A 26,445-nucleotide genomic window follows, 5' to 3' on the forward strand; every position below is an offset into this window, starting at 1 on the left:
GGCCTGTATGCCCAGTCCGCCATCCGAAAGGACAGCCCATGTTCGGTTATACGCTGCGACGGATTATCTACACGGCCCCGGTACTTCTGGGGGTCGCGGTGGTCTGTTTTGCCCTTGTGCATATATCGCCCGGTGATCCGCTGATTTCGATCCTGCCTGCCGATGCGTCGGTTGATCTGCAAAACCGCCTGCGCACCCTTTACGGCTTTGACCGCAGCTATCCCGAACAGTTCATTCTGTGGCTGGGCCGTGCGTTGCAAGGCGATCTTGGCACGTCCATCGCGACAGGCCGCCCGGTAACCACCGAAGTCATGCGCGCGGTCGCGAATACGCTGATGCTGGCGGCGGTGGCCACGTTCATCGGTTTCGTGCTGGGGTGTTTCTTCGGATTTGTGGCAGGTTATTTCAGCAATTCACCACTGGACAAGGCAGCGTCCGCTGCGGCGGTCTTCGGGGTGTCGGTGCCGCATTACTGGCTGGGCATGGTGCTGGTCATCATCTTTTCGGCGCAACTGGGCTGGTTCCCCGCAGCGGGTGCCGGGCCGGGCGGGTCCAGCCAGTGGAAATTCGACATGGAGCATCTCAGCTACATGGTGCTGCCCGCCCTGACGATGAGTGTCATTCCCATGGGTATCATTGCCCGCACGGTCCGCGCGCTGGTGGCCGAAATTCTGGCGCAGGAATTTGTCATCGGGCTGCGCGCGCGCGGCCTGTCGGAACTTGGCGTGTTCCTGCATGTGGTCAAGAATGCGGCCCCGACCGCGCTTGCGGTGATGGGGGTGCAACTGGGCTATCTGCTGGGCGGATCGATCCTGATTGAAACCGTGTTCAGCTGGCCCGGTACGGGCATGCTGCTGAATTCGGCCATTTTCCAGCGCGATCTGCCGCTGCTTCAAGGCACCATCCTTGTACTGGCGATGTTTTTCGTGGTGCTGAATCTGGCCGTGGATGTGCTGCAAAGCGCACTTGACCCCCGCATCAAGAGGTAACGCAAAATGGCAGATATTTCCCTGAGCCAGATGCAGGTTCCCGATGCTGTGCGCAGCGCTGGTTACTGGCAGAATGTGGGCGCCAGGCTGGTGCGCGACAAGACAGCAATGGTGGCAGCGGCGGTGCTGTTGTTGCTGCTGCTCGCCGCCATTTTCGCGCCCCTCGTCGCCCCCATGGACCCGCTGGACGGACGGATGATCAACCGTCTGAAACCCATCGGCACGCCCGGCCACCTGCTGGGCACGGATGAACTGGGCCGTGACATGCTGTCGCGGCTGATCTGGGGCGGGCGGCTGTCGCTGCTGATGGGGGTCACACCGGTTGTGCTGGCCTTTGTCATCGGTTCGGCCCTGGGCATTATCGCGGGCTATGCCGGGGGCTGGACCAACACGCTTATCATGCGCACGATCGATGTGTTCTATGCCTTTCCGTCGGTGCTGCTGGCGGTGGCGTTGTCGGGGGCGTTGGGGGCGGGGCTTGGGAATGCGCTGCTGTCGCTGACGGTGGTGTTCATTCCGCCCATTGCGCGGGTGGCGGAATCAGTGACCACGCGGTTGCGCAGTTCCGATTTCATCGAAGCGGCGCGGGCATCCGGGGCAGGGGCGCTGACCATCGTGCGGGTGCATGTGCTGGGCAATGTGCTGGGACCGATCTTCGTCTATGCCACGTCACTGATTGCAGTCAGCATGATTCTGGCGTCCGGCCTGTCATTTCTGGGCCTTGGGGTGCGCCCGCCGAACCCCGAATGGGGGCTGATGCTGAACACCCTGCGCACGGCCATCTATGTGCAGCCATGGGTTGCGGCCCTGCCCGGTGCGATGATCTTCATGGTGTCGATTTCCTTCAACATGTTGTCTGACGGGCTGCGGTCCGCGATGGAGGTGCGCCAATGACCACGCAAGGGGCAATTCTGACCGTGCGCGGATTGCGCAAATATTTCCCTATCAAGGGCGGTATTCTTGGCCGGACCGTCAAGAATGTGCATGCGGTGGATGGCGTCGATCTGGAAGTGTTTGCCGGTGAAACGCTGGGTGTGGTGGGTGAATCCGGCTGCGGCAAATCCACCACCGCGCGGCTTCTGATGCATTTGATCAACCCCGATCAGGGCGCGCTGTATTTCGAAGGCAAACTCGTCGGCAGTCCCGAATTGCCGCTGAAAACCTATCGGCGGCAGGTGCAGATGGTGTTTCAGGACAGCTATTCGTCGCTGAACCCGCGTCTGACAATCGAAGATAACATCGCTTTCGGCGCGCGTGTCCATGGCACCCCCGCACAGGAAGCCTTGTCGCGCACGCATGACCTTCTGGCCCGCGTCGGGCTGGAGCCTGCGCGCTTTGCGGGCCGGTATCCGCATGAATTGTCGGGCGGACAGCGCCAGCGCGTCAATATTGCGCGCGCGCTGGCATTGCGGCCAAAGGTTATCATTCTGGATGAAGCGGTCTCGGCGCTGGACAAATCGATTGAAGCACAGGTTCTGAATCTGCTGGCAGACCTGAAGGCCGAATTCGGTCTGACCTATGTTTTTATCAGTCATGACCTGCATGTGGTGCGTTTTGTGTCCGACAGGGTGATGGTGATGTATCTGGGGCAGGTGGCCGAAATCGGCACGGCGGAATCGCTTTATGACACGCCGCTGCACCCGTATTCGCGTGCGCTTTTGTCATCCATGCCATCGATGGACCCTGACAACCGCACGCAGGAACCGGCGCTGACCGGCGATCCGCCCAACCCGATTGACCCGCCGTCGGGGTGTCGTTTCCACACCCGCTGCCCTGTTGCCGCAGATATCTGCGCGCAGCAAGTACCCACGCTGACCCAGCGCGCGACGCAGCATCTGGTGTCCTGCCACGCGCATGACCCCGCGTCGGGCTATGTTCCCCCGCACGGGCAGGAGGCCGCAGAATGAGTACCCCGTTCCTTTCCATCCGTAATCTTGGCGTCACTTTTACCGGTGGCATGCGCCCGGTGCGTGCGGTCAATGATGTGTCCCTTGACGTGGCAGAGGGGGAGGCCGTGGCCCTGATTGGCGAATCCGGTTCGGGCAAATCGGTGACCATGCGCGCCATCATGCGGCTGAACCCCGAAGCCCGCACCCGGCTTCAGGGCAGTATCGATCTTGGCGGGCGTGATGTTCTGAAAATGACCAAACGCGAACTATCCGACTTGCGCGGCGCGCAAGCCGCGATGATCTTTCAGGAACCGCTGCTGGCGCTGGACCCGGTCTATTCGCTGGGCGATCAGATTGTTGAAACGATCCGCCGCCACGAACCTATCACCCGCGAGGCCGCCCGCGCCCGTGCGCTGGAACTGTTCGAACGGGTGCGCATTCCGTCGGCAAAATCGCGGCTGGACAATTACCCGCATGAAATGTCGGGCGGTATGCGCCAGCGTGCTATGATCGCGCTGGCGCTGTCATGCCGTCCGAAACTATTGCTGGCCGATGAACCGACCACAGCGCTGGATGCCACAGTGCAGATTCAGGTGTTGCTGCTGTTGCGTGAATTGCAGCGTGATCTGGGCCTGTCGATCATCTTCGTGACCCATGACATTGGGGCCGCGGTGGAAGTGGCGGACCGTATTGCCGTGATGTATGCAGGCCAGATCGTTGAACAGGCCAGCGCCCGCGAACTGGTCCGCACCCCGCGACACCCCTATACGCTCGGGCTGTTGAAAAGCCGTGCAGACGGCGCGATGGTCAAGGGCGCCCGGCTGGAGGCAATTCCCGGCGCGCCGCCGGATCTGGCAAACCTGCCGGAGGGGTGTCCCTTCGCGCCAAGGTGTTTTCTGGCGGAAGATGCCTGCCGTGCCGGCACGGTGGACATGCAGCAGCTTGGGCCGACACATGACGCCCGTTGCCGCAGGCTGGACGCAACCCAGCCCCTGCAAAACGCATGACAATATACTGCATGGGCCGGACGGCACGCCGTCCGGCTGCGCTATTGCGCGGGTTTGCGCAGTGGCGCGGCGGTGTGATCAAGATCGCCCGATTTGTCGCGCGGCCATGCATAGGCCCCGGTTTTCGCGGTCCGGTAGCCCCCCGCCGCCAATGCACCCGCAAGCCGCACTGCCGCATGAACCCCGTCAATCACCGGAATACCGGTTTCCGCGCTCAGCGACTGGCACATGTCGGACATGCCCGCGCAGCCCAGAATGACAGCTTCCGCCCCGTCATGGTCGCGCGCATCCCGGATTTCCCGCAGCAGCAAGGCCCGCGCCTGCGCGGGGTCTGCTTCCAGCGCCAGCACCGGCAGATCAACCGCGCGCACGCGGCGCAGTGCATGGGCCATGCCATAGCGCAATGCCAGATCCTCGATGATCGGAATGGACCGCGGCAAGGTAGTGACCACGGAAAAACGGCTGGCAACAATGCAGGCGACCTGCATCGCGGCCTGTGCGATCCCGATGACCGGACCGGCCGTCACTTCGCGCGCGGCGCCAAGGCCAGGGTCGTCAAAACATGCGATCACATGGGCTGCGGCACCGTCGGCTTCGGCACGGCGCAGCGCGTCCAGCATTGGCGGCACGGCCATTGCTTCGTCATGATGGCCTTCAATGCTGGGCGGAACCGTGGCAGGGCCACATGCAGCGACAATCTCGATGCCGGAACCGGCAGCGTCCCGGGCCGAACGCGCGATCAGCTGCGTCATGGCCTGGCTGGAATTGGGGTTATACACGAACACGCGCAAGGTCGTCATCTCCGGCTTATCGGGCGTCTGCCCTGTACCAAGCAGTGAATGCTGCGCGCAATAATGTCAACATAACTGTCGACAATTTTGGCTACGATGTGGTTCTGTGGTGCCATGTGCCCTGAGTTCAGCACATATGCCGCCAGTTCATGGAACTGGCGGGCGCGGGTCTCTGTATTGGCCGCCGGAAGGGTCATGCCCCCCCGGCTGCGCAGGTTATGAAAGGATGCGTGCGGCCCTATGCATTGGTCGCGTTCGGCGTGCTGTTGCCTTCGCGCGCCACCGCCCAGCCGTTCAGCCAGGCAAGCCCGGCAAGCGTCAGGCCCAGTGCCAGAAATGCGCCGACGCGCAACAACCCGTCAAGTTCGCCCGCATCGATCAGGAATGCCTTGGCCGCCGCAAGTCCGGCCAGCAAAAGCCCCAGTTTACGCAGATCTGCGCGCGCCGTCAGCAAGGCCCGCGCCAGCAGCGCCGCCCCCGCCACCAGAAGCGCGAACGTATAGGCATAAAGCTCGCCTTGCTCGATTCCGCGCGAAAGCTGCATGTATGTGCCTTGCCACAGATGCCGGATAACCGTGGCCACCCACAGCGCACCCAGCCCGCAACCCGCAACCCATAGCCACCGCCAGCCCGCCAGCGTGACAAGCAGAACCGCAGGCAGCAGATAGGCCAGAATCAGGTCATTCAGCACAGGCCAGCCCGCTACCAGACTGACAAAGGGCCAGTCCCCGAATACGGGCGATGCCGGATAGACCGCAGCACAAAACAGCGACACCCCGGCAATCAGCCCGAATACCCACGCAAGGCCCCGCCGCACCTGTGGCAGAACCGGCAGCGCAGCGCGGCGTATCTGCACCCATGCCAGCGCGATCAGCACGCTTGCGTGCAGGCCCAGTTGCGCATGCAGGCCGGTCTGTTCCGGCAATACCCGCGCAATCAGGATTGCAAATGCAATCGCGACCGAAGCCATCAGCCCGGTTTCGGATACAAGGCGTGCATGGCGGCGCAGAGGATCATCGCGCAACGGCTGTGTCAGCCACAGCGCGAGCAATGGCCCGCCAAGGGTTGCCACAAGTGACGCCAGCATTTCGGGCATAGCTGCGTCATCCAGATGCCAGTCCAGCCCCGGTGCCAGCACCAGACGCCAGATCAGTGTCATCGATGCCAGTATCTGAAACGCCCCCAGTGCCGGAATGTCAAAACGCCGGTCCATCGCGCCCGCCGCCACCATCAGCACGGCCAGCGCGATTGTCAGCGCCGATTGCCCCAGCATGAGCATCAGCCCAAGCGCGACAAGCGCGAAGGCCGCCGCCGCCGCTGCGCCCAACCGTGGCCCCTGGCCGCGATCATGCAGGCCATAGCGCAGGGCCAGCGCCGTGGCCATCGCAGCCAGCGCCATCGCATGCAGCGCCCATATGTAACTGCCCAGCATGGTCGCGGGCAGCCACATGGTTTCCAGCGCCACAATTGCCGCGCCGGGCAGGGCCAGCCCGGCCAGCGTGAAGGGGGCGTGGCGCCCGGGGGCATCCGCCTCGCCGCGCCAGATCATTGCCAGCCCCGCCAGAACCGACAGGACAAGGATCTGACTGACCTGAAGCGGCATCGCCGATTCGGGCGGGCGCAGCGCGTTGAATGCGCCGAAGACCGGACCGTATGTGACCGCCTGCCAGACAATCCATAGCGGGAATGCCAGAACCGGCAGCAGCATCTGATCGGCAAGTGCAGGCGCGCGCGCGCACCAGATCGCAATCAGCGCGGCCAGCAGTGCCAGCCCCGCTGGCCCGGCCATACCCGGAACCAGCAGCGCAAGGCCGATGGCGGCAACTGCGCTGGCCGCGAAACTGGCACGCACCCCCTGAACCGGCGTCTCGCGACCCAACGCGCGCGGCCCCTCGACCAGCGGTGCAATATAGCCGAAGGGCAGCGTCATGGCCGCGCCCGCCACTACCAGCACGGCAATGGCAAAACCCAGCGCATCGGCCCCCGCCAGCCGCCACAGAACCATCGCCGCCAGCGGGCCAGCCAGTGCCAGCCATGTGACCCAACCCCAGCGTCGCTTTGCATCAATCCCCATTCCGGCCAGTGCCAGCAATGCGAAATAGCCAAATAATACGGGTGGCGGTGGTCCACCCCCGCCCAGCACGAAGGGCACGCCCGTACCCGCCACCAGCCCCAGTGCCGACAGCATCGGCCCATGCAGCCAGCCCAGTGCAATGGCCCCAAGCGACAGCAATGCCAGCGCGACAAGCGCCGTGGCTGGCGCGATCATCTCATAAAGATGCAGCGCCGCCAGAACCGCCGCCATGGCAATGACCAGCCCTGCACCGGTCAGTGTCGCGGGCAGGCTCTGCCCGGCCAGCGGGCGGTGGCGCAGCCATTCGCCGCCAGCGGCAAGCGCAGCGCCCAGCAATAGCGCAAGTATCACGCGCGCCTGTGGCGTCAGCAGGCCGGTTTCGACCGCGTATTGCACCAGAAATATACCCGAAAGCACCAGCGCGGCCCCGGCGGTCGGATAAATCCAGTGATCGCGCAACCACGGCCCCAGCCGGGCCAGGGCGCTTTCCACCCGCTTGGGCGCGGGGGCGGGGTGTTCGGGCGTGGCATCGGCGGGCCTGGGGTCGGCATCCATTGCGTTGTCGCGCTGTGACTTCGCCCGGGGCGTTTCAGCTGTGTCATAGGCATCCGCCGCTGCTTCGGGGGGGGATTCTGCCAGGGCGCCTGCATGCGGAAGCGCCTGACGCAGCGCCACCACTTCGTGTTCCAGGCGCGTGATGCGCGCGCGTGCCGCCAGAACGAGCCAGAATGCCCCCGCACCGAGAAGAAAACCAAGAAAGTCCATGCCGCTTGCCCCGACTTATTTTTACGACTTGTATGACGCAGTTTCCTGCAGTGTGATTACCGTGGCGTATATATTGCCGGGGATCAAGCACGGCACCCGTATTGCGGTTTCCAGGGATTGCGCGGCCGGCAAAAATGACCCCCTTGGTGATATCCTTTCGGGCAGTGATAAAGCCTATGGGGCGGGCCGTTTCCCGCAGGCGCCCCGCGGGGTCACGGGTTCCCCCGATGGCGGCAGGATGGCAGGTCTGCAGTGGTGGAACATTCATTGATGCAGGTGTTCCGGCTCAACCCGACATCGGGCTGATGGCACTGACGGGCACGGGGGAAGTCGGTGAATTCCCGCAGCGTGTGTGACGGGGTGCTCATGCTACGCAGGCAAAGGATCAGTCCCGCCCCAAAATGCTGCGGGCCATCCTGTTCAGGCAAAGCAACCACGCGCCGGAACCTGCCAAACCAGTCCGGGAAGGCCGGTTGTCGCAGGCGGCCAATGAACCCGGCGCCCGGGTGCATGGGCATTCCTGCTCTGGCGCCATGGCAGGCAGTTCAGCCGGATTTTCATCGCCGCGACGCTGGCCCGCGTCATGGTTGCCGCCCTGCGGCCAACCAAGCCTGCCGCGCGGTGTGTTGACCTGCCCCGCGTGCGCCAGACCAGCAAGGCCGCATTTCACCCATTCTGCGGTTCAGGGCGGTCTGCATCTGCGGGGTAAATATCGCAAGCACCGCCAATACGTGCCGGGCTTCCCCCCCCGCCAGATTGCAGGCCACCCGTCACGCCCGCGGCGCGTCCGTGCGAACGAAAGCATTGCTGCGCTGATTGCCGGGGCCATCTGAAACGGCGTCCACATCACAGCTGGCTGTTGGTGCCACGCGACAGCGCGCGCATAGCATCCCGCAAGCCCCCAAGCCCGGCGGTTTCGTCTGTTCGCCATAGCGGAGGAAACGGGATTCCCCATGCGCAGAATCTCAGCGGATTATCAGATCCGCGTGCAACGCACCCGCCGCATGAATCGTGCTGAGAAGGTCAATCAACTCCCGTGGCCCTACTCCCAGCGCTGACAAGCCTTCGACAATTTCGGTAAGTGTGGTTGCCGTGTTCAATTCGACCAACGCGATTTCTTCCTGATCGTCGATTCCGACGCGCGTGCGCGGAACGACAATCGCTTCCCCTTCCGCGAAGGGGTTTGGCTGCACGACGATCGGTGTTTCCTCAACACGCAATGTCAGCGCGCCCTGGGACACCGCGACATGACTGATCCGGACATCGCTGCCGATCACAATGGTTCCGGACCTTTGGTCCATAACCACCCGCGCGCGTGTCTGGGGCACCACCAGAATATTCTCAATACGGCTGATCAGATGCGCCGTCGATGCAACATTCGCCCGCGCAACGTCTATTTCCACCGTGCCGGAATCAAGCATGGTCGCGATACTGCCCTGAAACTGCGCATTTATTGCCCTTTCTATGGTTTCAGCTGTCGAGAAATCGGCATTTCGAAGGGACAAGCGAAGAGAGCGTAGCGAAGAGAGTGTGAAATCAACTTCTCTTTCTATCCTGCCACCGAAGGGTATTACGCCAGAGGTCGGAACGCCGCGGGTTTCCGCGGCGGCCTGCCCGGTGATGCTGATGCCACCGGACAGAACACTTCCCTGCGCCACAGCATAGATATTTCCATCCGCGCCGTTCAACGGGGTCATGACCAGCGTTCCGCCAAGCAGGCTGGAGGCATCGCCAATCGCGGAAACGGACACATCTACCCGTGATCCCGCGCGCGCGAATGGCGGCAAGGTTGCGGTCACGATCACTGCTGCAACATTGCGCGGTCTGAACTGCTCGCCGGTTACGTTCACACCAAGACGCTCAAGGATCGTTACCATGATTTCTTCGGTGAAAGGGGAATTCCGCATCCCATCCCCGGTTCCGTTCAAGCCAACCACGAGCCCGTAACCGACAAGGTCATTCCCGCGAACGCCGCCGAATTCAACAATATCTTTCAGTCTGGTCTGGGCGGCAACTGGGGTTGTCGCTGAAAGCGACATGCCAGCCACGACCAACAGAAGGATCATGCGCAACCACATCACAGATATTCGCTCAATGACAGGCGCGATAATCTGGCTGTCAACAGGTATATTTTATCGAGTCTTGCCATGGCGTCCTGCAGCCGGGATGCCACGTCATATTCATCCACGGCCAGCAGGCTGTTCAGCGCCATCTCGGATGTCGCGTGTTGTGCTTGTGCTTCACTCCGGGCGTTTTCGGTATAGGCTTGTTTCAACCCGATATTTTCCTGTGTGTTCCGGAATGCCGACGCGGCTGAAAGCAGATTTGAACCAATGTTCTGCAACAATTCCCGTTGTTGCGCAGGTTCTGTCGCAAGCAATCCTTGTTTCAGGACCGCGCCCTTCGCCAGTTCTGCCAGAATGCTGCGAATTGCGCTGTCATCTGCGGTCAGTTCCAGACGCAGATTATAGCCGTTCCCGAGTGGAATTGCCCCGGTTTTCTCTGGGCTTCCAAGATAGTCATTCACCTCAAATCCGCCGCCCGGCGCGAACCAGTCGGAAATTATCTGGTCGATTGCCGCATAGTCGGCCCCCACAGGAATTGTGCTGACAATCGCGCTGATCATGGTGTCTACGTCCCGCAGCGCAGGGGTGTCACTCTTGCTGCCCGCGAAGATGCTCTTCCCAGCGATTTTGGTATTCAACAGCGTTGTAATGTCGCTCAGGGCGCTGCGAACACGTTCGATCGCTTGTGGGAGCTGGTCATCCGTCGGGTATAGTTCTGGTCTGATCAGATATCCGGCCCGGTCCTGAACTATATCGGATATCCGGGTTAACACTTCCTGCTGTCCGTTCAGGAAAGTTGAAACCACGGTACTATTGGCCTTGTTGATCGCAGAGACAGACAGGGACTGGCGTAAGCTGGACAATAACGCGGCGTCGCCGCCTGTGTGACGAAGCTGGTCATTTACCCGGCCAGATATGAGTTCCTGCTGCAACGACGTAAGCTGGCGTTTGAGTTTGGAGCTGTTCTGTTTCAGAGCGTGACTGCGCGCCATGTCACCAAGAGCGAGAGGTTTCATTCCTACATCTCCAGTAATGTGCGCAACATGCTGTCTGCGGCCGCCATGACACGTGCGTTTGCCGCATAGGAATTTTCCAGCACAAGCAGCTTTTGCAGCTCCGCATCAGTATCCACCCCACGCGCACCAAGCAATTCCTGAAGCGCGGCGGACCGGCCGGATGTGTAGGCAGTTTCAGATTCGGCGATCAGACGTCGGGTTGCCGTCTGTGAAAGCAGAGCTGCGGCATGGCCCAACGTGTCCGAATCAGGACCAGTTCCCGCTGCGTCGGGGGTGAACGCAAGAAGCGCGTCATTCATGCGGACAATCGTCGCATTCTCTGATACGGCGCCGGGCACGGCTGCGTATATGCCATCGCGGATACGCCAGGTCGTGCCCGTATCATCCGGCGTGATATTCCCATTCAGGATGATACGGCCAGAGATGCCGACCAGACCGGGAGGCATTGTCGTTTCATGGGCCACTGCGAAAAGCCCGAATGCACCGGCCGGAATTGTCGGGTCCACGCCCGGATCGGAAAACCTGACGACAAGATCTTCCGAGAACTGGTCCAGCTGTGCTTGCAGGGCCGGGGCGATTTCATCGCGGAGCTGAAATGCGCTTCCAATGCGTCCCGATTGCATAAGCGGGTTTGTCGCAGGGACGGCCCGCCCATTGATGACCAGTCGGCCCAGTTCGCCCGCGGCCACATTTTCCCCGGCAGCAGGGGAGGGGGTGCGCTGGAATTCGAGGCGCGCGGCGTCGCGGTCGACAAAGATCGTTCCATCCGCGCCCATGATCATGGACCTGCCATCCGGGCGTGCAATCTCCTTCAGGGGGATCAGGGCAGAGGCCTGATCGATCAGGTTTTGTCGTGCATCTTCCAGCGCATGGGGGAAGTCGCCGGCCAGCTTCTGACGCGAGATGTCCTTGTTCAATGTGCTGATCTGTTCGAACATGGAATTCAGCCTGTTCACATCCCGGCTGATGCTTGCATCAGCATCGTCGCGTGTTCGTTGTAGGCTGGCGTCGATTTCGTTTATTTTGTCAGCAAGGCCGGATGCCGAAAGGGCAACTTTTTGCAGGGCCGATTGCGATTCAGGCTGAATGCTGGCTTGCTTCAGCGCCCCTTCAAAATTAGTAATATGGGTGGAGAGTGCGCCTGCTTCGCCGGGTATTCCGATTGTCGCTTCCAGCCCCGTCCAGAAGTCCAGAAGGCCGGCCGTATTGGATTGCGCCGCGTTCGCCCCGCGGATTTCAGCCAGAAGGGCAGGGTCAGATTCGCGGTTTATGCCAGTCATGACCACACCGGACCCGTCGCGCCCCAGAATGCGTGACGATTGTGTCAGGGAGCGGACACCGAATCCGTCGGTATTGGCATTGGCAATATTGTCGGACACCACCTGCGCACCGCGCGATGCGAGTTGCAGCCCGCTGGCTGCGGAATGGAATGCTATCGACAGGGACATGATGGTTTACCTTCTGCTGCTTGCGGAATGATCAGCGTTTGATGTTTGTCGTTTCCTGAAGCATTTCATCCACGGTCTGAATGACTTTCGCATTCGAGGAATAGGCACGCTGGGTCTGTATAAGCGTGGTCAGTTCCGCCCCGACATCAGTTGCGGATTCCTGCAATGCATAGCTGGCAATTTCACCAACGGGGCCAGTTCCGGCATCCCACAGATAAAATGGTCCGCTGTCGCGTGAGACCTGAAAGGCCTGATTGCTTTTCGCGGTCAGGCCGTTGGGGTTGGGGACATCAACAATAGGGATACGGTAGAGTGTTCTTCTGAACCCCTGATCATAGATCGCGTCAAGATTTCCGGCGGCATCAACAGTCAGTCCGATGATCGTGCTGGAGCCAAAGCCATTCTGTTCAACCCCGGTGGGCGAAAAATTTGTCCCGCGCTGGACCATGCCTTCGTTCTGGCCGTAGTAGCCGGCAAAGATATCAATCTGCTGCCCCGCAATTTCGATGTCAAATGATCCTGTCTCGGGGTCATAGTCCCCCCCTTCGGCACTGGTTCTGGTAACGGATTGCAAGGTTCCGCCAAGGCCGGGCATGTCATTGAACTGTATTGTATACGTACCCAATGCGGCGCCTGTGTCGACTTCTGTCAGGGTAAGTGACCATGTATTTGTCGCCCCCGCGGGGTCAGTTACAGGGGTGAACAGCACTTCCAGTTTGCCTGGCAGCCCGACCGGGTTGAAATAGTCTATCAGTATCGCATGCGGGTCACCTGATGCATCGGGCAAGGTGGCGGCTGCGGGCAGGTTGATGCCAAGGTTCACAACACTTGTTGCGACAGAAGCCTGTTGGTTCATATCCACCCGGATGGGGCGCAGCCCGGAAGCCTTGTCGCGGGGCGTGACGGGCATGACGCCATCTGCGTCCAATGGCCAGCCCAGCAGGGTGTTGCCTGCGGAATCGCGCATGACGCCACTGTTGTCCAGGCGGAATGATCCGGTCGGTGACAGCAGCATCGGGGCGGTTCCGTCATTCAGGCGCGCGCCAAGTTCCGTTGTGACAGGAAGAAATCCGCGCCCGGTGATTGCCAGATCGGTGGAATTCTGGGTTCCCATCAATGAACCGCCCTGATCCACCTGCTTCATGGACGTGGACCGGACACCGCCTGCGGAATATGCCCCCTGTCCCGCAATGCCGGACCCGACCACCATGGAATGAAACGTTGTTTCCGAGCGCCGGTATCCTAATGTCGCCGAGTTCGCGATATTGTCCGAAATTGTCCCCAGACGGCTTGAATGTGCCCGTAACCCGGCAATGCCGGCGTTCATTGACGACGAAATGCTCATATCCGCTCCATCTACAGCATGATTCTTCCCTGCATCTTGCGCCACGCGCGTTAATAACAAGCTAATCGTCCGGACTAGCGCCGCATTGTGCGCAACAGGGTGATTTCGAGGCGGTTATTCCGCAGGTCCATCGGGTTCGTGGCCAATGCAAGGCTGCGGTCGGCATGTCCGGTCACACGATGCATGCGCGCCGGGGAAAAACCGCTTTCGGTCAGCGCGGCCCGGACCGATTGCGCGCGATCAAGGGTCAGTTCCCAGACCGGATTTTCCAGAACAACCGACGGAAATGCCGCCGAATGTGCATTGATCGCCACCGGATTGGTGACCATGCTGAACACGTCGCTGAGCATATCCAGCACCACCAGCAGAACAGGGTTGGGCCGGGCACTGCGCGGGTCGAACAACTGCGAGTCCGGCAGGTCGAACACCTCTACCACCAGTCCCTCATCGGTCAGCAGTATATTGACATGCTGCAGGGCCTGTTCCTGAAGCGGGCTTTGCCCCGATATTGCCTGAAAGCTTTCGGCCAGTTCTTCCAGCAAGGTCTGTTCACTTTCCAGTTGCGCACGGCTGGCAATGCTGTCCGCCAGAGATGCGTCCTCGGAAATCGCACTGCCGCCCATGACACCATCCCCCCCCGAGGACCGGCTTTGAAAACTGAAGGTCGGGGCAAAATAATCGGCGATACCCTGGCGCTGGTCAGCATCCGCCGCCCCCAGCAGCCAAAGCATCAGAAAAAACGCCATCATTGCGGTCACAAAATCCGCATAGGCCACTTTCCACGCGCCGCCATGGTGCCTGCCCCCAGCGATTACTTTCTTGCGCTTAATAATTATCGGTCTGACATTGTCAGTTTTTTGCATCACACCCACCTGTATTCACCCATCTGGCAGAATATGTGCAGATGTTGAAAATAGTGTTAATGACCGTGATGCTGTGCCGTAAGGCGTTCACGAACGCGCCAGATGGCGTGAAATGGCAGGTTTGCGGGCCGTCAGAACGCCGGGCCGGGCTTTCAATCATGGCAAAATACTATATGCTGATGAAAAAAGGTCCGAGGCAGTCATGAGCAGACCAATCATACTTCTTTTCATCGTGGCCCTTGTGGCCGCGTGCGGTGGCAGGCAGCAATTTTCTGCGCCACGAAATCTGGATGACGCGTGCCTTCTGGCGACAGAGCGCCCGCAGTATTTTGCCGCAATGCAGGCAACAGAACGGCGCTGGGGAATTGCGGTGCCGGTCCAGATGGCGATTATCCATGCGGAAAGCCGGTTCATCGGGGACGCGCGGACACCGGTTCGCTACACCCTGGGTGTGATCCCGATGGGGCGGCAATCTTCCGCGCTTGGGTATTCGCAGGCGCTTGACGGCACATGGGAAGAATATCAGCGCGAAACCGGCAGCCGCCGTGCCGCCCGTACCAATATCCGGGACGCGACCGATTTTGTCGGCTGGTATGCCAACAAGACGCGCGAACGCAACGGCGTTGCCCTGAACGATGCGCGCAACCAGTATCTTGCCTATCACGAAGGGCATACCGGTTTTGCGCGGGCGTCCTATAATGCCAAGCCGTGGTTGTTGGGGGTCGCTGATCGCGTGGCGTCACGCGCGCAGATGTATGATCAGCAATTGCGGTCATGCCGCAGGCGCTGAGGGGCTGAAAATACGGGCGCGGGCGGGGTGCAAGCTGCCATATGGCAAGCACACGCGGATCATCAGACAGATGCGCCGTACCCGCCGCGCAGCCCACACCCGGATCGGTTCCCGGAATGTCCGGGGCAGGGGGCATCGGGAATCAACGCCTTGATGTAACGCTGCTGGCTGTGTCATGCCGTGTCCGGCTATCAGAAATCCTGAAAGGTCACGGGAAACCCCCTATCCGGTTCCGCCAGCGCCAGCGCCGACAGCAAGACCCCTGCCGTAGAGTCTCCGTCAGATGGCCATATTCCTGCCATAGCGTTTGACCATCATTTGTCTAATGCATGTTGTGCAAAGGCGGGAAGCGGTTCCCGGGCATGCGAAAACAGAAGGCTTGAGACGAGGCGCGTGAAGGCAAATGAACACAGAGGCACGCGCAGGGCAGCGAATAAGAGGGTAACGAAATGAGCATATTCCATAACCCGGTTGATAATTCACGCATCGGTTCGATGCTGGCGGCAATGCGTGGTGTCAAACAGGCCGAACCGGACCAACACGACAAGATTGATGCGCGCCTTGAACGGGTATCGCATGAACTGGATGCCCGCTTGCCTTGTCGTGGCTATTTCAGACACTGACGCGCAGTTCCGGCAGATCCAGCGTGTTCAGCAGATCGCGCACTTCCTGACGGGCCGCGATATGTGACATTGTCATGCTGTCATTGCCGATGTCGGGCAGGTCCAGCAAGGTCAGCCCGCGCGGGAATAATTCGCGGAAAACAACCCTTTCGGCGAACCCCGCCGCCACACGGAATCCGATGCGCTTGCTCAGTTCTTCCAGCGCATCGCCAACCTTGCGCTTGTTGTGCATGGCCACTGTGCCCAGACGGTTACGCAGCACAATCCAGTCCAGCGGGCGCAGACCGGCCTGCGCGCGGGTTTGCCGCGCCTTCCACACCATTTCGGAATAAATCGACGGCGACAGAACCTTGCCGGTGTCCGGGTCCGTTCTGGCCAGCAAGTCAAAATCGATGAAACTGTCATTGATGGGGGTAATCAGCGTATCTGCGACAGAATGCGCAAACTGGCTGGGCCGCGTATGGGCGCCGGGGCAATCAATGACGATGAAATCGCAGGTCTGTTCCAGCAGTTCCAGCGCGGCCGACATGCGCGCATCCGACAGGTTCGCCCCGTCCGGCAGACTGGCCGCATCGATGTCAGGCAGAGGCTGGAAATTCTGGATGGGCAGGTCAATACCGCTTTTCTGGATGAAATTGCGGCGATTCTCGATATAGCGCCCGAAGCTGAGCTGCCGCAGATCCAGATCCATTGCGCCGACCCGCTTGCCCATACGCGCCAATGCGACGGAAACATGCATGGACACGGTGGATTTGCCCGAGCCGCCCTTTTCATTGCCGACCACGATGATATGCGCCATGCGATTGCCCTGATGCGTTGTTCCCTGCCCCCTTCTATGCGGGGTAACGGATATGTGCAAGCGGGCGAGGCGGTGCTGCAAGCATCTGATAAAGCATTAAAAAAGGCGCGGAAACCGCGCCTTTCTGGTCTTGTTGCTGCTGGGGTTATCAGAAACCCAGACCTGCATATTTGTTCTTGAATTTCGACACGCGGCCGCCTGCATCCATCAGGCGCGACGAACCGCCGGTCCATGCCGGGTGCACGGAGGGGTCGATATCCAGCGACAGAGTGTCGCCTTCGGCGCCCCAGGTCGATTTCATCTGAACGACGGTGCCATCGGTCATTTTCACATTGATCGTGTGATAATCGGGGTGGGTATCGGCTTTCATTCGCCCGCTCCTTAAGCTTTTTCGTCCATGGGACGGTAGTTGGTCTTTTCTGCGATCCGGGCCGACTTGCCGCGACGGTCACGCAGATAGTAAAGTTTGGCGCGACGCACACGACCGCGGCGCACAACGGCGATGCTGTCAATATTCGTTGAATAGAGGGGGAATACACGTTCCACACCCTCGCCGAACGAAATCTTGCGCACGGTGAAGGACGCGGCGATGCCTGCGCCACCCTTGCGGGCGATGCATACGCCTTCGAAGTTTTGCACGCGCGAACGTGTACCTTCGGTCACTTTGTAACCAACGCGGATGGTGTCACCCGCCTTGAAATCCGGAATTTCCTTGCCAAGCCCTGCAATTTGCTCGGCTTCGATCTGGGCGATAAGGTTCATCGCTAGCCCTTTCAAAATCGCGCGGTTGTCCCGCTGATGTAACGCTGGCTGATAGCTCTGGTCTTCGTCCGGGTCCACCACAGTGCCCGCCAGAGGTCAGTCATGCTTTTCATTCGTCGCATTCCGCCGGACCAGACCTGCCCGAAGCTGGCAGATGTATCCTATACAGAAAAGGTCCGCAGGCCGAATCCGACCGCAGACCTTGCGGCGTATAGGGCGCAAGCGGGTTCAGGTCAATAGCGCGCGCGCGGCCCGGTCCGGTTTCCGGACGAAGAACCAGATGATCATCGAAAAGCCGGAAAATGCTGTCGGTGATGCCAGGTCCGCAATCGCATCGGTAAGCTTGACACGGTGTGCATCGGAAAACGCCGTTCTGAGCGTTCTTAATGCCTGCTTCACACAATTTTACGTGTCGAACGTAGAGCATCGTTGACTCGATGCGGCCAATTTTCTGAATCGTATCAGCACGCCGCGTCACGCAATATCGGCCCAACCGTCAAGCATTTCTGACCTATACCGGACCTTGGGCGCAGTGTGGGTCACTGTCCGCAGTGCGGATAAACCGGTCAGGATCGGTCAATGTATCACTTAGGTATTTGGGCCGCGAAGCTGAAGATCAAGGGCCCTGATGAGTTCCCCCACTCGTCCGTCCTTCGATGGCGCTGGCGGATAACGAGATAGTATGTCAACGAGCCTCGGAGTCGCGCGTCGAGCGACACCCTCAATGAATTTGGCTCCGGCACTATGGTTTTCATTCGCGACAAGTTCGGTGGCTCTCGCCGCATGGGCTGCGGCACCAAGAATGTGCTTAATCTGGGTGGAGCGAGGCAGTGGATGCAGATAAGAAGCGGCGGCGGCGGCCATGGCGGCACGCGCAGCTTGGTTTGCGGCCTCATCTTTGGACTCTTGCGCCGCTCTTAATGCGGCCCAAGAAACGTCACGCAACGCTTTTACTCGAAGACCGCCGCGCGCAAATGCCCATGCTGCGGTGATTGCATCTCGCGGCCGAAGATCCGAAGGATCAGTTTTCTCGAATATGGTTAAGACATCTGCGGCATTTTCCGCCGCGAAAGCAGTGACTTCGCGGATATCCCACAGGTCTAGACATGCTTCTTCTGACATGATGCCCCATTTCTTCTATTGAAGATGCAGGTTAGCCGCTTTGGCTCATTGTCGACCATGGTTATACGATATCTTGCATTTATGGATGGGAAATTGATCCTGCAACGCTCAGTCCGGGCTCCTTCGAGATCTGCGCCGCATCCTGCCCCAAAGGCAGCTTTCCAATTCTTGGTCAGTTGATGACGTGAAGGTCAAAGTTATCTGACGTTCAACATTACGAAAATGGCGATCCCGGGAGTTGCGGGGCAATCAAGCGAAATCAGCAATGAAGCGGCCACAAGTTCCAACAGTGCTGCAACGCAAAATCAACAACTTGCCGGGACCGCTTCCAACTTAAAACATCATCAAACTGCCCGGCGGATGCAGCGCGCCGCTGATCTGGCGCATGCTATCGCGGCGGCAGAACCCGAAGACGCGCGCCCCTTGATGACAGCGGCCCTGATCGACTTGCACGCTGGCATGCCACCATCCGAAGCAATGGACAATGAGGCCGCGCAGGAATGGGCCAAGTGCGCAGGAGAGGCCGAACTGGTGGCTATTGCCGAGGCGGTGGCGACAGAGTTGCTGACCCGCAGTTTACACCCTGACCAACGGCGCGGCCTGTTGCGCTGGCTGTTTCTTTCCCTGCCGCTGGCCAACCGCCTGCGCTTCCTGAAATGGGGAAAGGAAAACTGCGCATGCGACTGACCATCCAACGCCTGACCCGCCCCCCTACTGGCCTTGATCTGGCCGCAACAAAAGATTTCGTGCGCGTTACTCACTATGAAGAAGACACCCAGATTGCGGAAATGCAGGACGCAGCGGCGCATGAGCTTGAAGACGCAGCCGAAATTGCGCTGATCAATCAGATGGTGCGTGTCACGGTTGAAGGCTGGCCGGAAAGTGACCGCCTGCGCATGCCTATAGGCCCTGTTTTAAGCGATGATCCGGTGTTTCAGGTCATGGCCGAAGGTGACTTAATCGAGGCCGAATTGATCCCCGGCATGCGACCAATGATCATTCTGGGCGAGACGGTGACAGAATACCTGCGCCATGCGCGTTTCGTCATTGAGTATCAGGCCGGATTTGGCGCGACAGCCGAGGCATTGCCCCCTGATATCCGCCACGCCCTACGCGATCAGGTGGCGGCACTGTATGACTTCAGGGCAGCAAATGCGCATGAAGGCAAGGCAGCGCATGCACGCGGCACGCTTTCCCAGTCCTATGCCATGCAGCGCGTTATAGGGCGCTATCGTGGGGTGCGCGCATGACCGGCCCTGAACTCGAGCGCGCCCTGTTCCACTGGCATGCCGTGATCAAGGCTACGCCGCGCGGATGGGCCAAGGACTTTGCCCTGTCCATCCAGCGCAACCAACGGCGGCGCAACTGGAAGCCAACAGCCAAGCAAGCGCAGATCATGCGCACCATGGTTGCCGACCTATTCAGCGGTTCAGATGCAAGGGAGTTGATCGAATAGAAAAGACCCGCGCGTCAACGCGGGTCACGGCAGATGTGGGCTTTTACGGGTTAGCTGGCGCATCTGCTTAAAGCGCAACCAAGGTAACGGGTCAGGCGCAAACCAACAAGCACAAATGCAAGTTGGCGGGGTGTGAATCCCCAAGGGCAGCTTCGCCGCATTTTGCGGTCTCTCCACGCCCTAAGACCCCACTGCCACCCTCTGGCGGTGAACATGGGAGAGCGATGCCGAGCCGAGGGAAAGGCAGGCTGACCTAATGCTGGGGCTCGTCCGAATTGGCAGGGCAACATGGCAGGCGGTCGGGAGCGGGAGGCGGGTTTTCCAACCCCGCAGCAGTAACCCGCTTCCCGACCGTCAACCGGGGTCTGAACCGATTGGCAGTGACCAGAAAAGAGCAACGTTGAACTAGAGAGAGACGCGGCAATGAAGAAAGACAACAGAACACCGATTGCTTACTTGCCCGGATTTGGTCCCAATGCCGCCGATTTGTCAAAACCTGAGGACCGGGGTGGGACTGTTCCTTTCTCTCTCCTCCAAAAAATCCGGGGAAAATCGCGCGGCGTGCGCGCTATCCAGTTTTTGGGCCTTCTGTCAGTTCCCGAGGGCAAAAAGGCCGGAAAGCCGCTTAAATTGGCAGATTTCCAGCGAAAGTTTGTCAAAGGCACATTTTCAAAGAATATCATGGTGGGCGTGCTCTCGATTGGTCGAGGGAACGCCAAAACTGCCCTTTCCTCTGGCATCGCGCTGGCCGAGCTGGTGGGCGCGCTGGAAGAGAACCCGCAGCCTAAGCGAGAAATCATCCTTGCAGCCCGCAACCGTGATCAGGCTAAGACAGCCTTCAATTTCGTGGTGGGTTACTATGAGGCGCTGCCGGAAGCTGATCAGGGGCTGTTCACGATCCGGCGCGGCTCAAAGCTTGAAGTTGAATTTCACAGCAACGGCGGCGGTCTGCTGCGCGTCATCGCGGCTGATGGCAAGTCAGTGCTGGGCGGCGCGCCGACTCTGGCCATCATGGATGAACGGGCGGCATGGGAACGCGAGAAGGGCGACAATCTTGAAAACGCGATCCTGTCCGGTCTGGGCAAGCGGGACGGTCGCGCGCTGATCATCTCGACCAGTGCCCCAGATGACGCCAACACCTTTTCGCGCTGGATGGATGAACCGCCCCCCGGCACGTATGTTCAGGAGCATCGCCCCCCAATGGGCCTGCCAGCTGATGACCTCGAAAGCCTGCTGATCGCAAACCCCGGCGCGGCTGAAGGCATAGGCGCAACCCCTGAATGGCTGGTGGCACAGGCGCGGCGGGCAATCGCGCGCGGCGGCTCTGCCCTGTCATCTTTCCGCAACCTGAACCGCAATGAGCGGGTTTCATCCGAAGATCGATCCGTTTTGGTCACGGTTGATGAATGGATGAGCGCCGAAGTTGACCCGGATCAACTGCCCCCGCGCGATGGTCCCTGCATTCTCGGAATCGACCTTGGCGGATCGCGCAGCATGTCGGCGGCGGCATTTTACTGGCCTGATACCGGACGCTTGGAGGCCCTTGGAACCTTCCCGAGCTTCCCCTCACTGGCAGATCGCGGCGCGTCTGATGGTGTTTCGGATCGCTATTGCCAGATGCATGAGCGAGGCGAGTTGTCTGTCATGGGGGAAAACACCGTTCCACCTGGGCGATGGCTGGCCGAGATTGTGCGCCAGCTGGACGGCATCCAACCTCAGTGCATCGTGGGTGACAGATTTCGGCACGCTGAATTTGTCGAAGCCATGCAAGGCGCAGGGCTGGCGCGCGTGCCATTCATCTGGCGCGGCTTTGGCTGGAAAGACAGCGCCGAAGACATCGAGCGATTCCGGCGCGCGCTGTTTGACGGTGAAGTGAAGGTCGCGCCCTCGATGTTGCTGCGCTTTGCCTTCGCAGACGCGATCACCTTGGTTGATCCGGCAGGCAATCACAAGCTGGCAAAGGCCCGGTCCCTTGGGCGAATCGACGCAGCGGCGGCGACAGTGGTGGCCGTGGCCCAAGGGGCGCGCATGAAGGCCACGCCGAACAAGAAGGCGCGCGCGCTATGGACCTGAAACCGGAATTCGAGCGCCATTCAAAGCGCGTCACATCCACAAAGCGCTGGCAGGTTCTGCGCATGGCCGTGATCGAGCGTGACGGTTTTCGCTGCAAGAAATGCGGCGCGCGCGGGCGGCTTGAAGTGGATCACAAAAAGCCGGTTCGCACCCATCCGGAATTGGCTTTTGATCCGCAGAACCTGCAAGCCCTTTGCCCGTCATGCCACGCCAGCAAGACGCGCGTAGAGATTGGGCATCCCCCGCCCATTGCAACCCCGACGCGCAACGCATGGCAGAAAGCCGTTTGCGCGCTGGAAAATACTACGAAAACAAGCACTTGAAAGGAATAATCATGCTTGAATCAGTTCGTATCGCCCGGCGTCAGTCGGAAATTCGTCAACAACTGGCCACACTGGCCGCAAATCCCACCCCGACCGAAGACGAAACCAGATCGATGGAAACCCTTGATCTGGAATACCGCACCAATGAAACCCGGTATCGCGCGGCCCTGATCGCGGAGGATACCGAGCGCCGCGAAGCCGGGGCCGATCTGGAAACCCGCAGCGGGCAGGAATATGCCGAGTTGCTTGCGCGGTTTGAACTACGCCAGGTCGCGCTTTCCTTGGATAACGGCCGCGCGCTGGATGGTGCAACGGCCGAGATTGTGACCGAGTTGCGCAACACGGGCGGATACCGGGGCATTCCTGTGCCATGGGCGGCGCTGGAATTGCGCAACACTGTCGCCGCTGGCACCCCTGACCCGATCAGCACGCGCCCGATCATCGACCGGCTGTTCCCCGACAGCATCGCGGCCCGTATGGGCGCGCAGATGATCCAGATTGACCACGGCGCAACGGAGTGGCCAGTCACAACCGCAGGCGCAACTGTGGGTTGGCAGGCAACAGAAACTGGTAATGTGGGCGGCCCGACCCCCTTCCAGACCGCTGACCGGCCCATGAAGCCCGATCACACGCTTGGGGTTCAGATGCGCCTGACGCGCAAGGCCATGCTACAGACCGGCAGCGCCTTGGAGCAGGCCGTGCGGCGCGACATGAACGCCGCAATGGCCGTGGAACTGGACCGCGCAACCTTCCTTGGCACGGGCGCAGATGGCCAACCCTTGGGCGTGATCACCGGGCGAGCGACATATGACATCGCCCTGCAAGAGGTGGATGAACTGGCCACATGGGGCGCATTCCGCGCGGGGGTGACCGCCTTCATGACCGGCAACGCGGCCAGTGGCGCGGCTTCAATCAATGCCATGATCCGGCCAGAGCTTTGGGACTTCTTGGATGGTGCGATCTGGGATGCGGGCAGCGGCCTGACTGAATGGGACCGCCTGTCCAAGCACCTGCCCAACACATACACGACAAACAACGGGCTTGCCGCGCCCGCTGGCGATCCGCTGGCCACAATGTCGCTTCTGACCACAAGCACCGGTGGAATTGCCCCGATCTTCGTGGGCATGTGGGGCGCTATCGACCTGATCCGCGACCCATATTCAGATGCGCAAGCCGGTGGCCTGCGCCTGACAGCACTGGCAACCAAGGACGTGACGGTTGCACGGCCTGCGCAACTGCGCGTGTTGTCCGGTCTCGAAATCGCGGCGGGCGAATGATGCTCTGGGGCGCAGCATCAGGCGCGCTGGAGCTGCGCGCCGAATTAGGGGGCGTCCGGTTGACCGGGCGCTTTCCCTACAACACCGAGGCCGAGCTTGCACCGGGGCGATCAGAGCGGATCGAGGCCCGCGCATTTGCGGCCCGGATCGAGGCCGAGGGCGAACTTTACTTCCTTGCCGGTCATGACTTTGAAAAGCCCTTGGCCAGTCGCAGCGCTGGAACGCTGATAATTCGTGACAGCGGCGAGGCGGTCCAGATCGAGGCGGAACTGGATGATGGCACCAGCTGGGCGCGCGACTTTCTGGCCGCACATCGGGCAGGGCTGATCCGTGGTCTTTCGCCGGGCTTTCGTGTCGCAGAGGGCGGCGAGAGGATCGAGCGCAAGGGCAGTGGCTTGCTGCGATCAATCACACGTGCCGATCTGATCGAGATCAGCGCCGTGACGCGGCCAGCCTATCCGACCGCGCAGGTTGAAGCCCGCGCATGGAACCCGCTGCGCGATGATCAAAACCGGCGCGGCCTGCATCGCACATTCAACAGATGGAGGCCATAAGATGGGCATTCTCGACATTTTCCGGCGCAAGCCAGCTGAGACCAGATCGAGCGGCGCAGGCTATACCGCGCAAGTTATCCAGGCACGGCACGCAGCGATCAGCGGCGCGGGCGGTATGGCCGAGCTGACAGCGACTGCGCAAGGCTGCATCTCGCTATGGGAGGGCGCGTTTTCAATGGCGGATTGCAGCGCGCCGGATCTGCTCACCCGGCGGCATATGGCGCTGATTGCCAGATCTATGGCGCTGCGCGGCGAGGTGATTTTGTGGATGGATGGCGCGCGACTTGTGCCGGCATTCGATTGGGAGATTTTGACCAAGAACAGTGAACCGCGCGCATATCGTCTTGGCATCCCTGAGACAGGCGGCGGGCGCAGCTTCACAGCGTTGCCGGGAGAGGTTATTCATCTGCGCACCGGCGCCGATCTGACAGCACCGTGGAGCGGAACCAGCCCCTTGCGCAGATCGAGCCTGACCAGTGACCTGATGCACACGCTAGAAAGCGCGCTGCTGGACGTTTACCGCAACGCGCCGCTTGGGTCTCAGGTTCTGCCAGTCCCGGAAGGCAGCGCCGAAGACATGGCCGAGATGCGCGCCAGCTTCCGGGGCAGGCGCGGGCAAACGATGGTTTTTGAGGGCGTTGCACAGTCAACTGCCGCAGGCATGAATCCTCAGCTGGGGCAGAAACGCGAAGACCTGTCCCCCGATCTGCAACGCGCGATGACCCGCGAGAGCTTGGAACAGGCCCGCTCTGCGATCCTGATGGCGTTCGGAGTGTTGCCAGCCATGGCCAATGCAAGCGCGACAGGGCCGGTAATCAGGGAAGCCCAACGCCACCTTGCGCAATGGACTTTGCAGCCCCTGGCCGAACTGCTGGCCGAGGAAGCAACGGCCAAACTGGGCGCACCTGTCCAGATAGATCTTATGCGCCCTTTGCAGGCATTCGACACCGGTGGCAAGGCGCGCGCTTTGGGTGCGATCATCAAGGCGCTGGCAGAGGCCAAGGAACAGGGCATAGACCCCGCGCAGGCGTTGGCCTTGGTGGACTGGAAGGGAACGCAAACCGAATAAGGCTTGCCGCCTTGGGTTTCTTCATGACCCGAACGGCACGGTATGGACGGCGAGTCACGTCAGAACCCCGTCAAGGCGCGGCCCTTTTTCAGATCCTTGAGGGCGCGGCGCAGGCCAGCACGGTGACAACCGGGGCTGGCCATTTTATTTGATCGATGGCGCGCTCGAAAAGAAACTTTTAATCAGTAAGCTGAATGTTAATTTCGGAATCTTTTGCTGCTTGTTCATGGTGATTTTTTTCTGCTTCTCGATCAATCACACAATGAAACATTGGGGAATTAAGGTTTAGCACAGTGTGTCCGTCGATCTCGACCAGACTTCCTTCGACCTTCGTAAAGGTCACCCCCTGAGATACCTCATGGTATCCATTTTCGCCCATTTCGAGCGTTATCAGCGTGTAAAGTTTCCCAGTCTCAATCATTTGATTTCCTTTTCAATGCCACACCAGGACCATTCCCATTCTCAGACAAGAACACAACCCCAGCGGCTTCGAGCGCTGCGCGAAGGGCTGCGACGGTATCAGCAGCAACTAAAGAAACGTCTGTTTCCGCGCGACGAATAGTCTTGTCTGTCCGGCCCGTCATTGACGCCAGATCAGCCTGCGATAACCCAATCATGGCGCGCGCTGCACGCAACTGTTCAGAACTTGTCATTTTACCTTGTCCGGTTTCGGACATTATGTTATGTCCACTTTCGGACAATACCATAACAGGAGAATAGCACAATGACCGATCACACCCCCGCACAGGGGAACGCCCCCGGCTTGCCGAAGTCCAAATTCAACAAGGCGCGTTCTGAATATGATGATGACATCACATTTTCGATTGAAATTTTGATGGACCGGTTTCGCGGTTTGGCCGCAATGATCGAGATGCTTGGAGAACATCACGGCGATCTGAATACCAGTGTTAAGAGGATCACGGATGAGATTTACTTCATCGCGGATTCAGTGCGTCACCTAGCTGATGAGGGTGATCTGCTTGCGCGCTATGCTTATGACGAATTGAAAAGAAAGGCCGCAGCATGAGCATCCCGCAGACCCTTCACGAAATTCAACTCGCCGCCCTGACCCTGCGCGGCCTACTACGCGGCCTTGAGGATCGAGGGCTATGCAATGACCCTCGCGAAAAGGACATAACCAGCGCCATGATCAACGCCGCTGCGCCCTTGGCAGAAAGGCTGGCAGACTATTTGTATGACCTTGATGATGATCTGGCCACGCTCAATGCAATTCAGGCTGAGAAAGAGCTCAGCGAAGAACTTTCTCAAACATCAAAAACTGAAATGAGTTGACAAGCCACGGCATTGCGTGTTTTCTGAAATGAGAACTTGCGAGGGCTTATC

The 26,445-nt window shown here is 60.0% G+C and carries 30 protein-coding genes; 17 read left to right on the forward strand and 13 right to left on the reverse strand.

From position 1 onward, the window contains the following. Positions 1 to 38 precede the first annotated feature (38 nt). The 4 genes from PUT78_RS03660 to PUT78_RS03675 are packed head-to-tail and all read left to right on the forward strand — an operon-like array spanning position 39 to position 3,885. Positions 39 to 989, forward strand: coding sequence for an ABC transporter permease (locus PUT78_RS03660; RefSeq protein WP_274350756.1), 951 nt, complete (start codon positions 39 to 41; stop codon positions 987 to 989). A 6-nt stretch (positions 990 to 995) separates the two neighbouring features. Then, positions 996 to 1,883, forward strand: a complete 888-nt coding sequence (locus tag PUT78_RS03665; RefSeq protein ID WP_274350758.1) for an ABC transporter permease — start codon at positions 996 to 998, stop codon at positions 1,881 to 1,883. Then, positions 1,880 to 2,896 carry an ABC transporter ATP-binding protein gene (locus PUT78_RS03670; protein WP_274350759.1) on the forward strand — a complete coding sequence of 339 codons (1,017 nt, stop codon included), beginning with the start codon at positions 1,880 to 1,882 and terminating at the stop codon, positions 2,894 to 2,896. Before PUT78_RS03665 ends, PUT78_RS03670 begins: the two co-directional genes overlap by 4 nt. Then, the gene (locus PUT78_RS03675; protein ID WP_274350760.1) at positions 2,893 to 3,885 is read left to right on the forward strand and encodes an ABC transporter ATP-binding protein; all 993 of its coding nucleotides are present in this window, start codon (positions 2,893 to 2,895) and stop codon (positions 3,883 to 3,885) included. The genes PUT78_RS03670 and PUT78_RS03675 overlap by 4 nt, the downstream gene beginning before the upstream one ends. Before the next feature lie 41 nt (positions 3,886 to 3,926). On the opposite strand, the gene PUT78_RS03680 is transcribed toward PUT78_RS03675, so the two are convergent. After that, a complete protein-coding gene (locus PUT78_RS03680) occupies positions 3,927 to 4,685 on the reverse strand; it encodes an aspartate/glutamate racemase family protein (protein WP_274350761.1) in 759 nt (252 codons plus the stop codon). A 229-nt stretch (positions 4,686 to 4,914) separates the two neighbouring features. After that, the gene (locus PUT78_RS03685) at positions 4,915 to 7,515 is read right to left on the reverse strand and encodes a DUF2339 domain-containing protein (RefSeq protein WP_274350762.1); all 2,601 of its coding nucleotides are present in this window, start codon (positions 7,513 to 7,515) and stop codon (positions 4,915 to 4,917) included. Here PUT78_RS03685 and PUT78_RS03690 point away from each other — a divergent pair. Next, positions 7,514 to 7,786 (forward strand): hypothetical protein, encoded by a 273-nt coding sequence (locus PUT78_RS03690; RefSeq protein ID WP_274350763.1) that lies wholly within the window; start codon positions 7,514 to 7,516, stop codon positions 7,784 to 7,786. The genes PUT78_RS03685 and PUT78_RS03690 overlap by 2 nt on opposite strands. A gap of 694 nt (positions 7,787 to 8,480) precedes the next feature. Here the strand turns inward: PUT78_RS03690 and PUT78_RS03695 are convergent. From PUT78_RS03695 to PUT78_RS03715, 5 genes are all read right to left on the reverse strand, one after another. Then, a complete protein-coding gene (locus PUT78_RS03695; RefSeq protein ID WP_420793449.1) occupies positions 8,481 to 9,581 on the reverse strand; it encodes a flagellar basal body P-ring protein FlgI in 1,101 nt (366 codons plus the stop codon). A gap of 11 nt (positions 9,582 to 9,592) precedes the next feature. Continuing rightward, complete coding sequence (locus tag PUT78_RS03700) at positions 9,593 to 10,597, reverse strand: hypothetical protein (RefSeq protein WP_274350764.1); 1,005 nt, start codon at positions 10,595 to 10,597, stop codon at positions 9,593 to 9,595. A gap of 2 nt (positions 10,598 to 10,599) precedes the next feature. After that, on the reverse strand, positions 10,600 to 12,045 hold the full coding sequence (gene flgK / locus PUT78_RS03705) for a flagellar hook-associated protein FlgK (RefSeq protein WP_274350765.1): 1,446 nt from the start codon (positions 12,043 to 12,045) through the stop codon (positions 10,600 to 10,602). Positions 12,046 to 12,076: 31 nt separating this feature from the next. Further along, complete coding sequence (locus PUT78_RS03710) at positions 12,077 to 13,390, reverse strand: flagellar hook protein FlgE (RefSeq protein WP_274350767.1); 1,314 nt, start codon at positions 13,388 to 13,390, stop codon at positions 12,077 to 12,079. A gap of 74 nt (positions 13,391 to 13,464) precedes the next feature. Beyond that, complete coding sequence (locus PUT78_RS03715; protein WP_274350769.1) at positions 13,465 to 14,253, reverse strand: flagellar motor protein MotB; 789 nt, start codon at positions 14,251 to 14,253, stop codon at positions 13,465 to 13,467. Between the two features lie 202 nt (positions 14,254 to 14,455). On the opposite strand from PUT78_RS03715, the gene PUT78_RS03720 reads away from it, so the two are divergent. Together PUT78_RS03720 and PUT78_RS03725 are read left to right on the forward strand one after the other, a co-directional pair. Beyond that, positions 14,456 to 15,043: a transglycosylase SLT domain-containing protein gene (locus tag PUT78_RS03720; protein WP_274350771.1), complete on the forward strand. Its 588-nt coding sequence runs from the start codon at positions 14,456 to 14,458 to the stop codon at positions 15,041 to 15,043. A gap of 449 nt (positions 15,044 to 15,492) precedes the next feature. Next, positions 15,493 to 15,666, forward strand: a complete 174-nt coding sequence (locus tag PUT78_RS03725; protein ID WP_274350773.1) for a hypothetical protein — start codon at positions 15,493 to 15,495, stop codon at positions 15,664 to 15,666. Here PUT78_RS03725 and PUT78_RS03730 read toward each other — a convergent pair. The 4 genes from PUT78_RS03730 to PUT78_RS03745 form a co-directional block, all read right to left on the reverse strand. Then, the gene (locus PUT78_RS03730; RefSeq protein WP_274350775.1) at positions 15,656 to 16,465 is read right to left on the reverse strand and encodes a division plane positioning ATPase MipZ; all 810 of its coding nucleotides are present in this window, start codon (positions 16,463 to 16,465) and stop codon (positions 15,656 to 15,658) included. The two genes, PUT78_RS03725 and PUT78_RS03730, sit on opposite strands and share 11 nt — an antisense overlap. 148 nt (positions 16,466 to 16,613) lie before the next feature. Next, a complete protein-coding gene (gene rpmE / locus PUT78_RS03735) occupies positions 16,614 to 16,835 on the reverse strand; it encodes a 50S ribosomal protein L31 (RefSeq protein ID WP_274350778.1) in 222 nt (73 codons plus the stop codon). An 11-nt stretch (positions 16,836 to 16,846) separates the two neighbouring features. Next, entirely contained in the window at positions 16,847 to 17,227 is a 381-nt protein-coding gene (rplS, locus tag PUT78_RS03740) for a 50S ribosomal protein L19 (protein ID WP_274350893.1), read from the reverse strand. A 588-nt stretch (positions 17,228 to 17,815) separates the two neighbouring features. Beyond that, complete coding sequence (locus PUT78_RS03745) at positions 17,816 to 18,349, reverse strand: putative immunity protein (RefSeq protein ID WP_274350780.1); 534 nt, start codon at positions 18,347 to 18,349, stop codon at positions 17,816 to 17,818. Positions 18,350 to 18,709: 360 nt separating this feature from the next. Here PUT78_RS03745 and PUT78_RS03750 point away from each other — a divergent pair, with 360 nt between their 5' ends. The 8 genes from PUT78_RS03750 (at position 18,710) to PUT78_RS03785 (ending at position 25,101) form a co-directional block, all read left to right on the forward strand. Continuing rightward, positions 18,710 to 19,036: a hypothetical protein gene (locus PUT78_RS03750; RefSeq protein WP_274350782.1), complete on the forward strand. Its 327-nt coding sequence runs from the start codon at positions 18,710 to 18,712 to the stop codon at positions 19,034 to 19,036. Continuing rightward, positions 19,027 to 19,599 carry a head-tail connector protein gene (locus PUT78_RS03755; protein ID WP_274350785.1) on the forward strand — a complete coding sequence of 191 codons (573 nt, stop codon included), beginning with the start codon at positions 19,027 to 19,029 and terminating at the stop codon, positions 19,597 to 19,599. The genes PUT78_RS03750 and PUT78_RS03755 overlap by 10 nt, the downstream gene beginning before the upstream one ends. Then, the gene (locus PUT78_RS03760; RefSeq protein WP_274350787.1) at positions 19,596 to 19,805 is read left to right on the forward strand and encodes a hypothetical protein; all 210 of its coding nucleotides are present in this window, start codon (positions 19,596 to 19,598) and stop codon (positions 19,803 to 19,805) included. The genes PUT78_RS03755 and PUT78_RS03760 overlap by 4 nt, the downstream gene beginning before the upstream one ends. 423 nt (positions 19,806 to 20,228) lie before the next feature. Beyond that, positions 20,229 to 21,878, forward strand: a complete 1,650-nt coding sequence (locus PUT78_RS03765) for a terminase large subunit domain-containing protein (protein WP_420793450.1) — start codon at positions 20,229 to 20,231, stop codon at positions 21,876 to 21,878. Then, on the forward strand, positions 21,869 to 22,201 hold the full coding sequence (locus tag PUT78_RS03770) for an HNH endonuclease (protein WP_274350791.1): 333 nt from the start codon (positions 21,869 to 21,871) through the stop codon (positions 22,199 to 22,201). Before PUT78_RS03765 ends, PUT78_RS03770 begins: the two co-directional genes overlap by 10 nt. Before the next feature lie 11 nt (positions 22,202 to 22,212). Further along, entirely contained in the window at positions 22,213 to 23,478 is a 1,266-nt protein-coding gene (locus tag PUT78_RS03775; RefSeq protein ID WP_274350792.1) for a phage major capsid family protein, read from the forward strand. Next, complete coding sequence (locus PUT78_RS03780) at positions 23,475 to 24,032, forward strand: HK97 family phage prohead protease (RefSeq protein ID WP_337994657.1); 558 nt, start codon at positions 23,475 to 23,477, stop codon at positions 24,030 to 24,032. The genes PUT78_RS03775 and PUT78_RS03780 overlap by 4 nt, the downstream gene beginning before the upstream one ends. Position 24,033: 1 nt before the next feature. Further along, entirely contained in the window at positions 24,034 to 25,101 is a 1,068-nt protein-coding gene (locus PUT78_RS03785; RefSeq protein WP_274350795.1) for a phage portal protein, read from the forward strand. A 178-nt stretch (positions 25,102 to 25,279) separates the two neighbouring features. Here PUT78_RS03785 and PUT78_RS03790 read toward each other — a convergent pair whose 3' ends face one another. After that, on the reverse strand, positions 25,280 to 25,522 hold the full coding sequence (locus tag PUT78_RS03790) for a hypothetical protein (protein ID WP_274350796.1): 243 nt from the start codon (positions 25,520 to 25,522) through the stop codon (positions 25,280 to 25,282). Then, on the reverse strand, positions 25,515 to 25,778 hold the full coding sequence (locus PUT78_RS03795) for a helix-turn-helix domain-containing protein (RefSeq protein ID WP_274350798.1): 264 nt from the start codon (positions 25,776 to 25,778) through the stop codon (positions 25,515 to 25,517). Before PUT78_RS03795 ends, PUT78_RS03790 begins: the two co-directional genes overlap by 8 nt. Before the next feature lie 47 nt (positions 25,779 to 25,825). Between PUT78_RS03795 and PUT78_RS03800 the strand changes: the two genes are divergently transcribed. Both PUT78_RS03800 and PUT78_RS03805 read left to right on the forward strand, forming a co-directional pair. Continuing rightward, complete coding sequence (locus tag PUT78_RS03800; RefSeq protein WP_274350800.1) at positions 25,826 to 26,128, forward strand: hypothetical protein; 303 nt, start codon at positions 25,826 to 25,828, stop codon at positions 26,126 to 26,128. After that, entirely contained in the window at positions 26,125 to 26,394 is a 270-nt protein-coding gene (locus tag PUT78_RS03805; protein WP_274350803.1) for a hypothetical protein, read from the forward strand. The genes PUT78_RS03800 and PUT78_RS03805 overlap by 4 nt, the downstream gene beginning before the upstream one ends. Positions 26,395 to 26,445 lie beyond the last annotated feature (51 nt).

Source organism: Roseinatronobacter alkalisoli (assembly GCF_028745735.1).
Lineage (GTDB): Bacteria > Pseudomonadota > Alphaproteobacteria > Rhodobacterales > Rhodobacteraceae > Roseinatronobacter > Roseinatronobacter alkalisoli.

Bases quoted from the DNA above. Each gene is read 5' to 3' on its own strand.
- PUT78_RS03660 (WP_274350756.1), top strand. From the start codon at position 39: ATGTTCGGTTATACGCTGCGACGGATTATCTACACGGCCCCGGTACTT.
- PUT78_RS03665 (WP_274350758.1), top strand. From the start codon at position 996: ATGGCAGATATTTCCCTGAGCCAGATGCAGGTTCCCGATGCTGTGCGC.
- PUT78_RS03670 (WP_274350759.1), top strand. From the start codon at position 1,880: ATGACCACGCAAGGGGCAATTCTGACCGTGCGCGGATTGCGCAAATAT.
- PUT78_RS03675 (WP_274350760.1), top strand. From the start codon at position 2,893: ATGAGTACCCCGTTCCTTTCCATCCGTAATCTTGGCGTCACTTTTACC.
- PUT78_RS03680 (WP_274350761.1), bottom strand. From the start codon at position 4,685: ATGACGACCTTGCGCGTGTTCGTGTATAACCCCAATTCCAGCCAGGCC.
- PUT78_RS03690 (WP_274350763.1), top strand. From the start codon at position 7,514: ATGCCGCTTGCCCCGACTTATTTTTACGACTTGTATGACGCAGTTTCC.
- PUT78_RS03685 (WP_274350762.1), bottom strand. From the start codon at position 7,515: ATGGACTTTCTTGGTTTTCTTCTCGGTGCGGGGGCATTCTGGCTCGTT.
- PUT78_RS03695 (WP_420793449.1), bottom strand. From the start codon at position 9,581: ATGATCCTTCTGTTGGTCGTGGCTGGCATGTCGCTTTCAGCGACAACC.
- PUT78_RS03700 (WP_274350764.1), bottom strand. From the start codon at position 10,597: ATGAAACCTCTCGCTCTTGGTGACATGGCGCGCAGTCACGCTCTGAAA.
- flgK (WP_274350765.1), bottom strand. From the start codon at position 12,045: ATGTCCCTGTCGATAGCATTCCATTCCGCAGCCAGCGGGCTGCAACTC.
- PUT78_RS03710 (WP_274350767.1), bottom strand. From the start codon at position 13,390: ATGAGCATTTCGTCGTCAATGAACGCCGGCATTGCCGGGTTACGGGCA.
- PUT78_RS03715 (WP_274350769.1), bottom strand. From the start codon at position 14,253: ATGCAAAAAACTGACAATGTCAGACCGATAATTATTAAGCGCAAGAAA.
- PUT78_RS03720 (WP_274350771.1), top strand. From the start codon at position 14,456: ATGAGCAGACCAATCATACTTCTTTTCATCGTGGCCCTTGTGGCCGCG.
- PUT78_RS03725 (WP_274350773.1), top strand. From the start codon at position 15,493: ATGAGCATATTCCATAACCCGGTTGATAATTCACGCATCGGTTCGATG.
- PUT78_RS03730 (WP_274350775.1), bottom strand. From the start codon at position 16,465: ATGGCGCATATCATCGTGGTCGGCAATGAAAAGGGCGGCTCGGGCAAA.
- rpmE (WP_274350778.1), bottom strand. From the start codon at position 16,835: ATGAAAGCCGATACCCACCCCGATTATCACACGATCAATGTGAAAATG.
- rplS (WP_274350893.1), bottom strand. From the start codon at position 17,227: ATGAACCTTATCGCCCAGATCGAAGCCGAGCAAATTGCAGGGCTTGGC.
- PUT78_RS03745 (WP_274350780.1), bottom strand. From the start codon at position 18,349: ATGTCAGAAGAAGCATGTCTAGACCTGTGGGATATCCGCGAAGTCACT.
- PUT78_RS03750 (WP_274350782.1), top strand. From the start codon at position 18,710: ATGCAGCGCGCCGCTGATCTGGCGCATGCTATCGCGGCGGCAGAACCC.
- PUT78_RS03755 (WP_274350785.1), top strand. From the start codon at position 19,027: ATGCGACTGACCATCCAACGCCTGACCCGCCCCCCTACTGGCCTTGAT.
- PUT78_RS03760 (WP_274350787.1), top strand. From the start codon at position 19,596: ATGACCGGCCCTGAACTCGAGCGCGCCCTGTTCCACTGGCATGCCGTG.
- PUT78_RS03765 (WP_420793450.1), top strand. From the start codon at position 20,229: ATGAAGAAAGACAACAGAACACCGATTGCTTACTTGCCCGGATTTGGT.
- PUT78_RS03770 (WP_274350791.1), top strand. From the start codon at position 21,869: ATGGACCTGAAACCGGAATTCGAGCGCCATTCAAAGCGCGTCACATCC.
- PUT78_RS03775 (WP_274350792.1), top strand. From the start codon at position 22,213: ATGCTTGAATCAGTTCGTATCGCCCGGCGTCAGTCGGAAATTCGTCAA.
- PUT78_RS03780 (WP_337994657.1), top strand. From the start codon at position 23,475: ATGATGCTCTGGGGCGCAGCATCAGGCGCGCTGGAGCTGCGCGCCGAA.
- PUT78_RS03785 (WP_274350795.1), top strand. From the start codon at position 24,034: ATGGGCATTCTCGACATTTTCCGGCGCAAGCCAGCTGAGACCAGATCG.
- PUT78_RS03790 (WP_274350796.1), bottom strand. From the start codon at position 25,522: ATGATTGAGACTGGGAAACTTTACACGCTGATAACGCTCGAAATGGGC.
- PUT78_RS03795 (WP_274350798.1), bottom strand. From the start codon at position 25,778: ATGTCCGAAACCGGACAAGGTAAAATGACAAGTTCTGAACAGTTGCGT.
- PUT78_RS03800 (WP_274350800.1), top strand. From the start codon at position 25,826: ATGACCGATCACACCCCCGCACAGGGGAACGCCCCCGGCTTGCCGAAG.
- PUT78_RS03805 (WP_274350803.1), top strand. From the start codon at position 26,125: ATGAGCATCCCGCAGACCCTTCACGAAATTCAACTCGCCGCCCTGACC.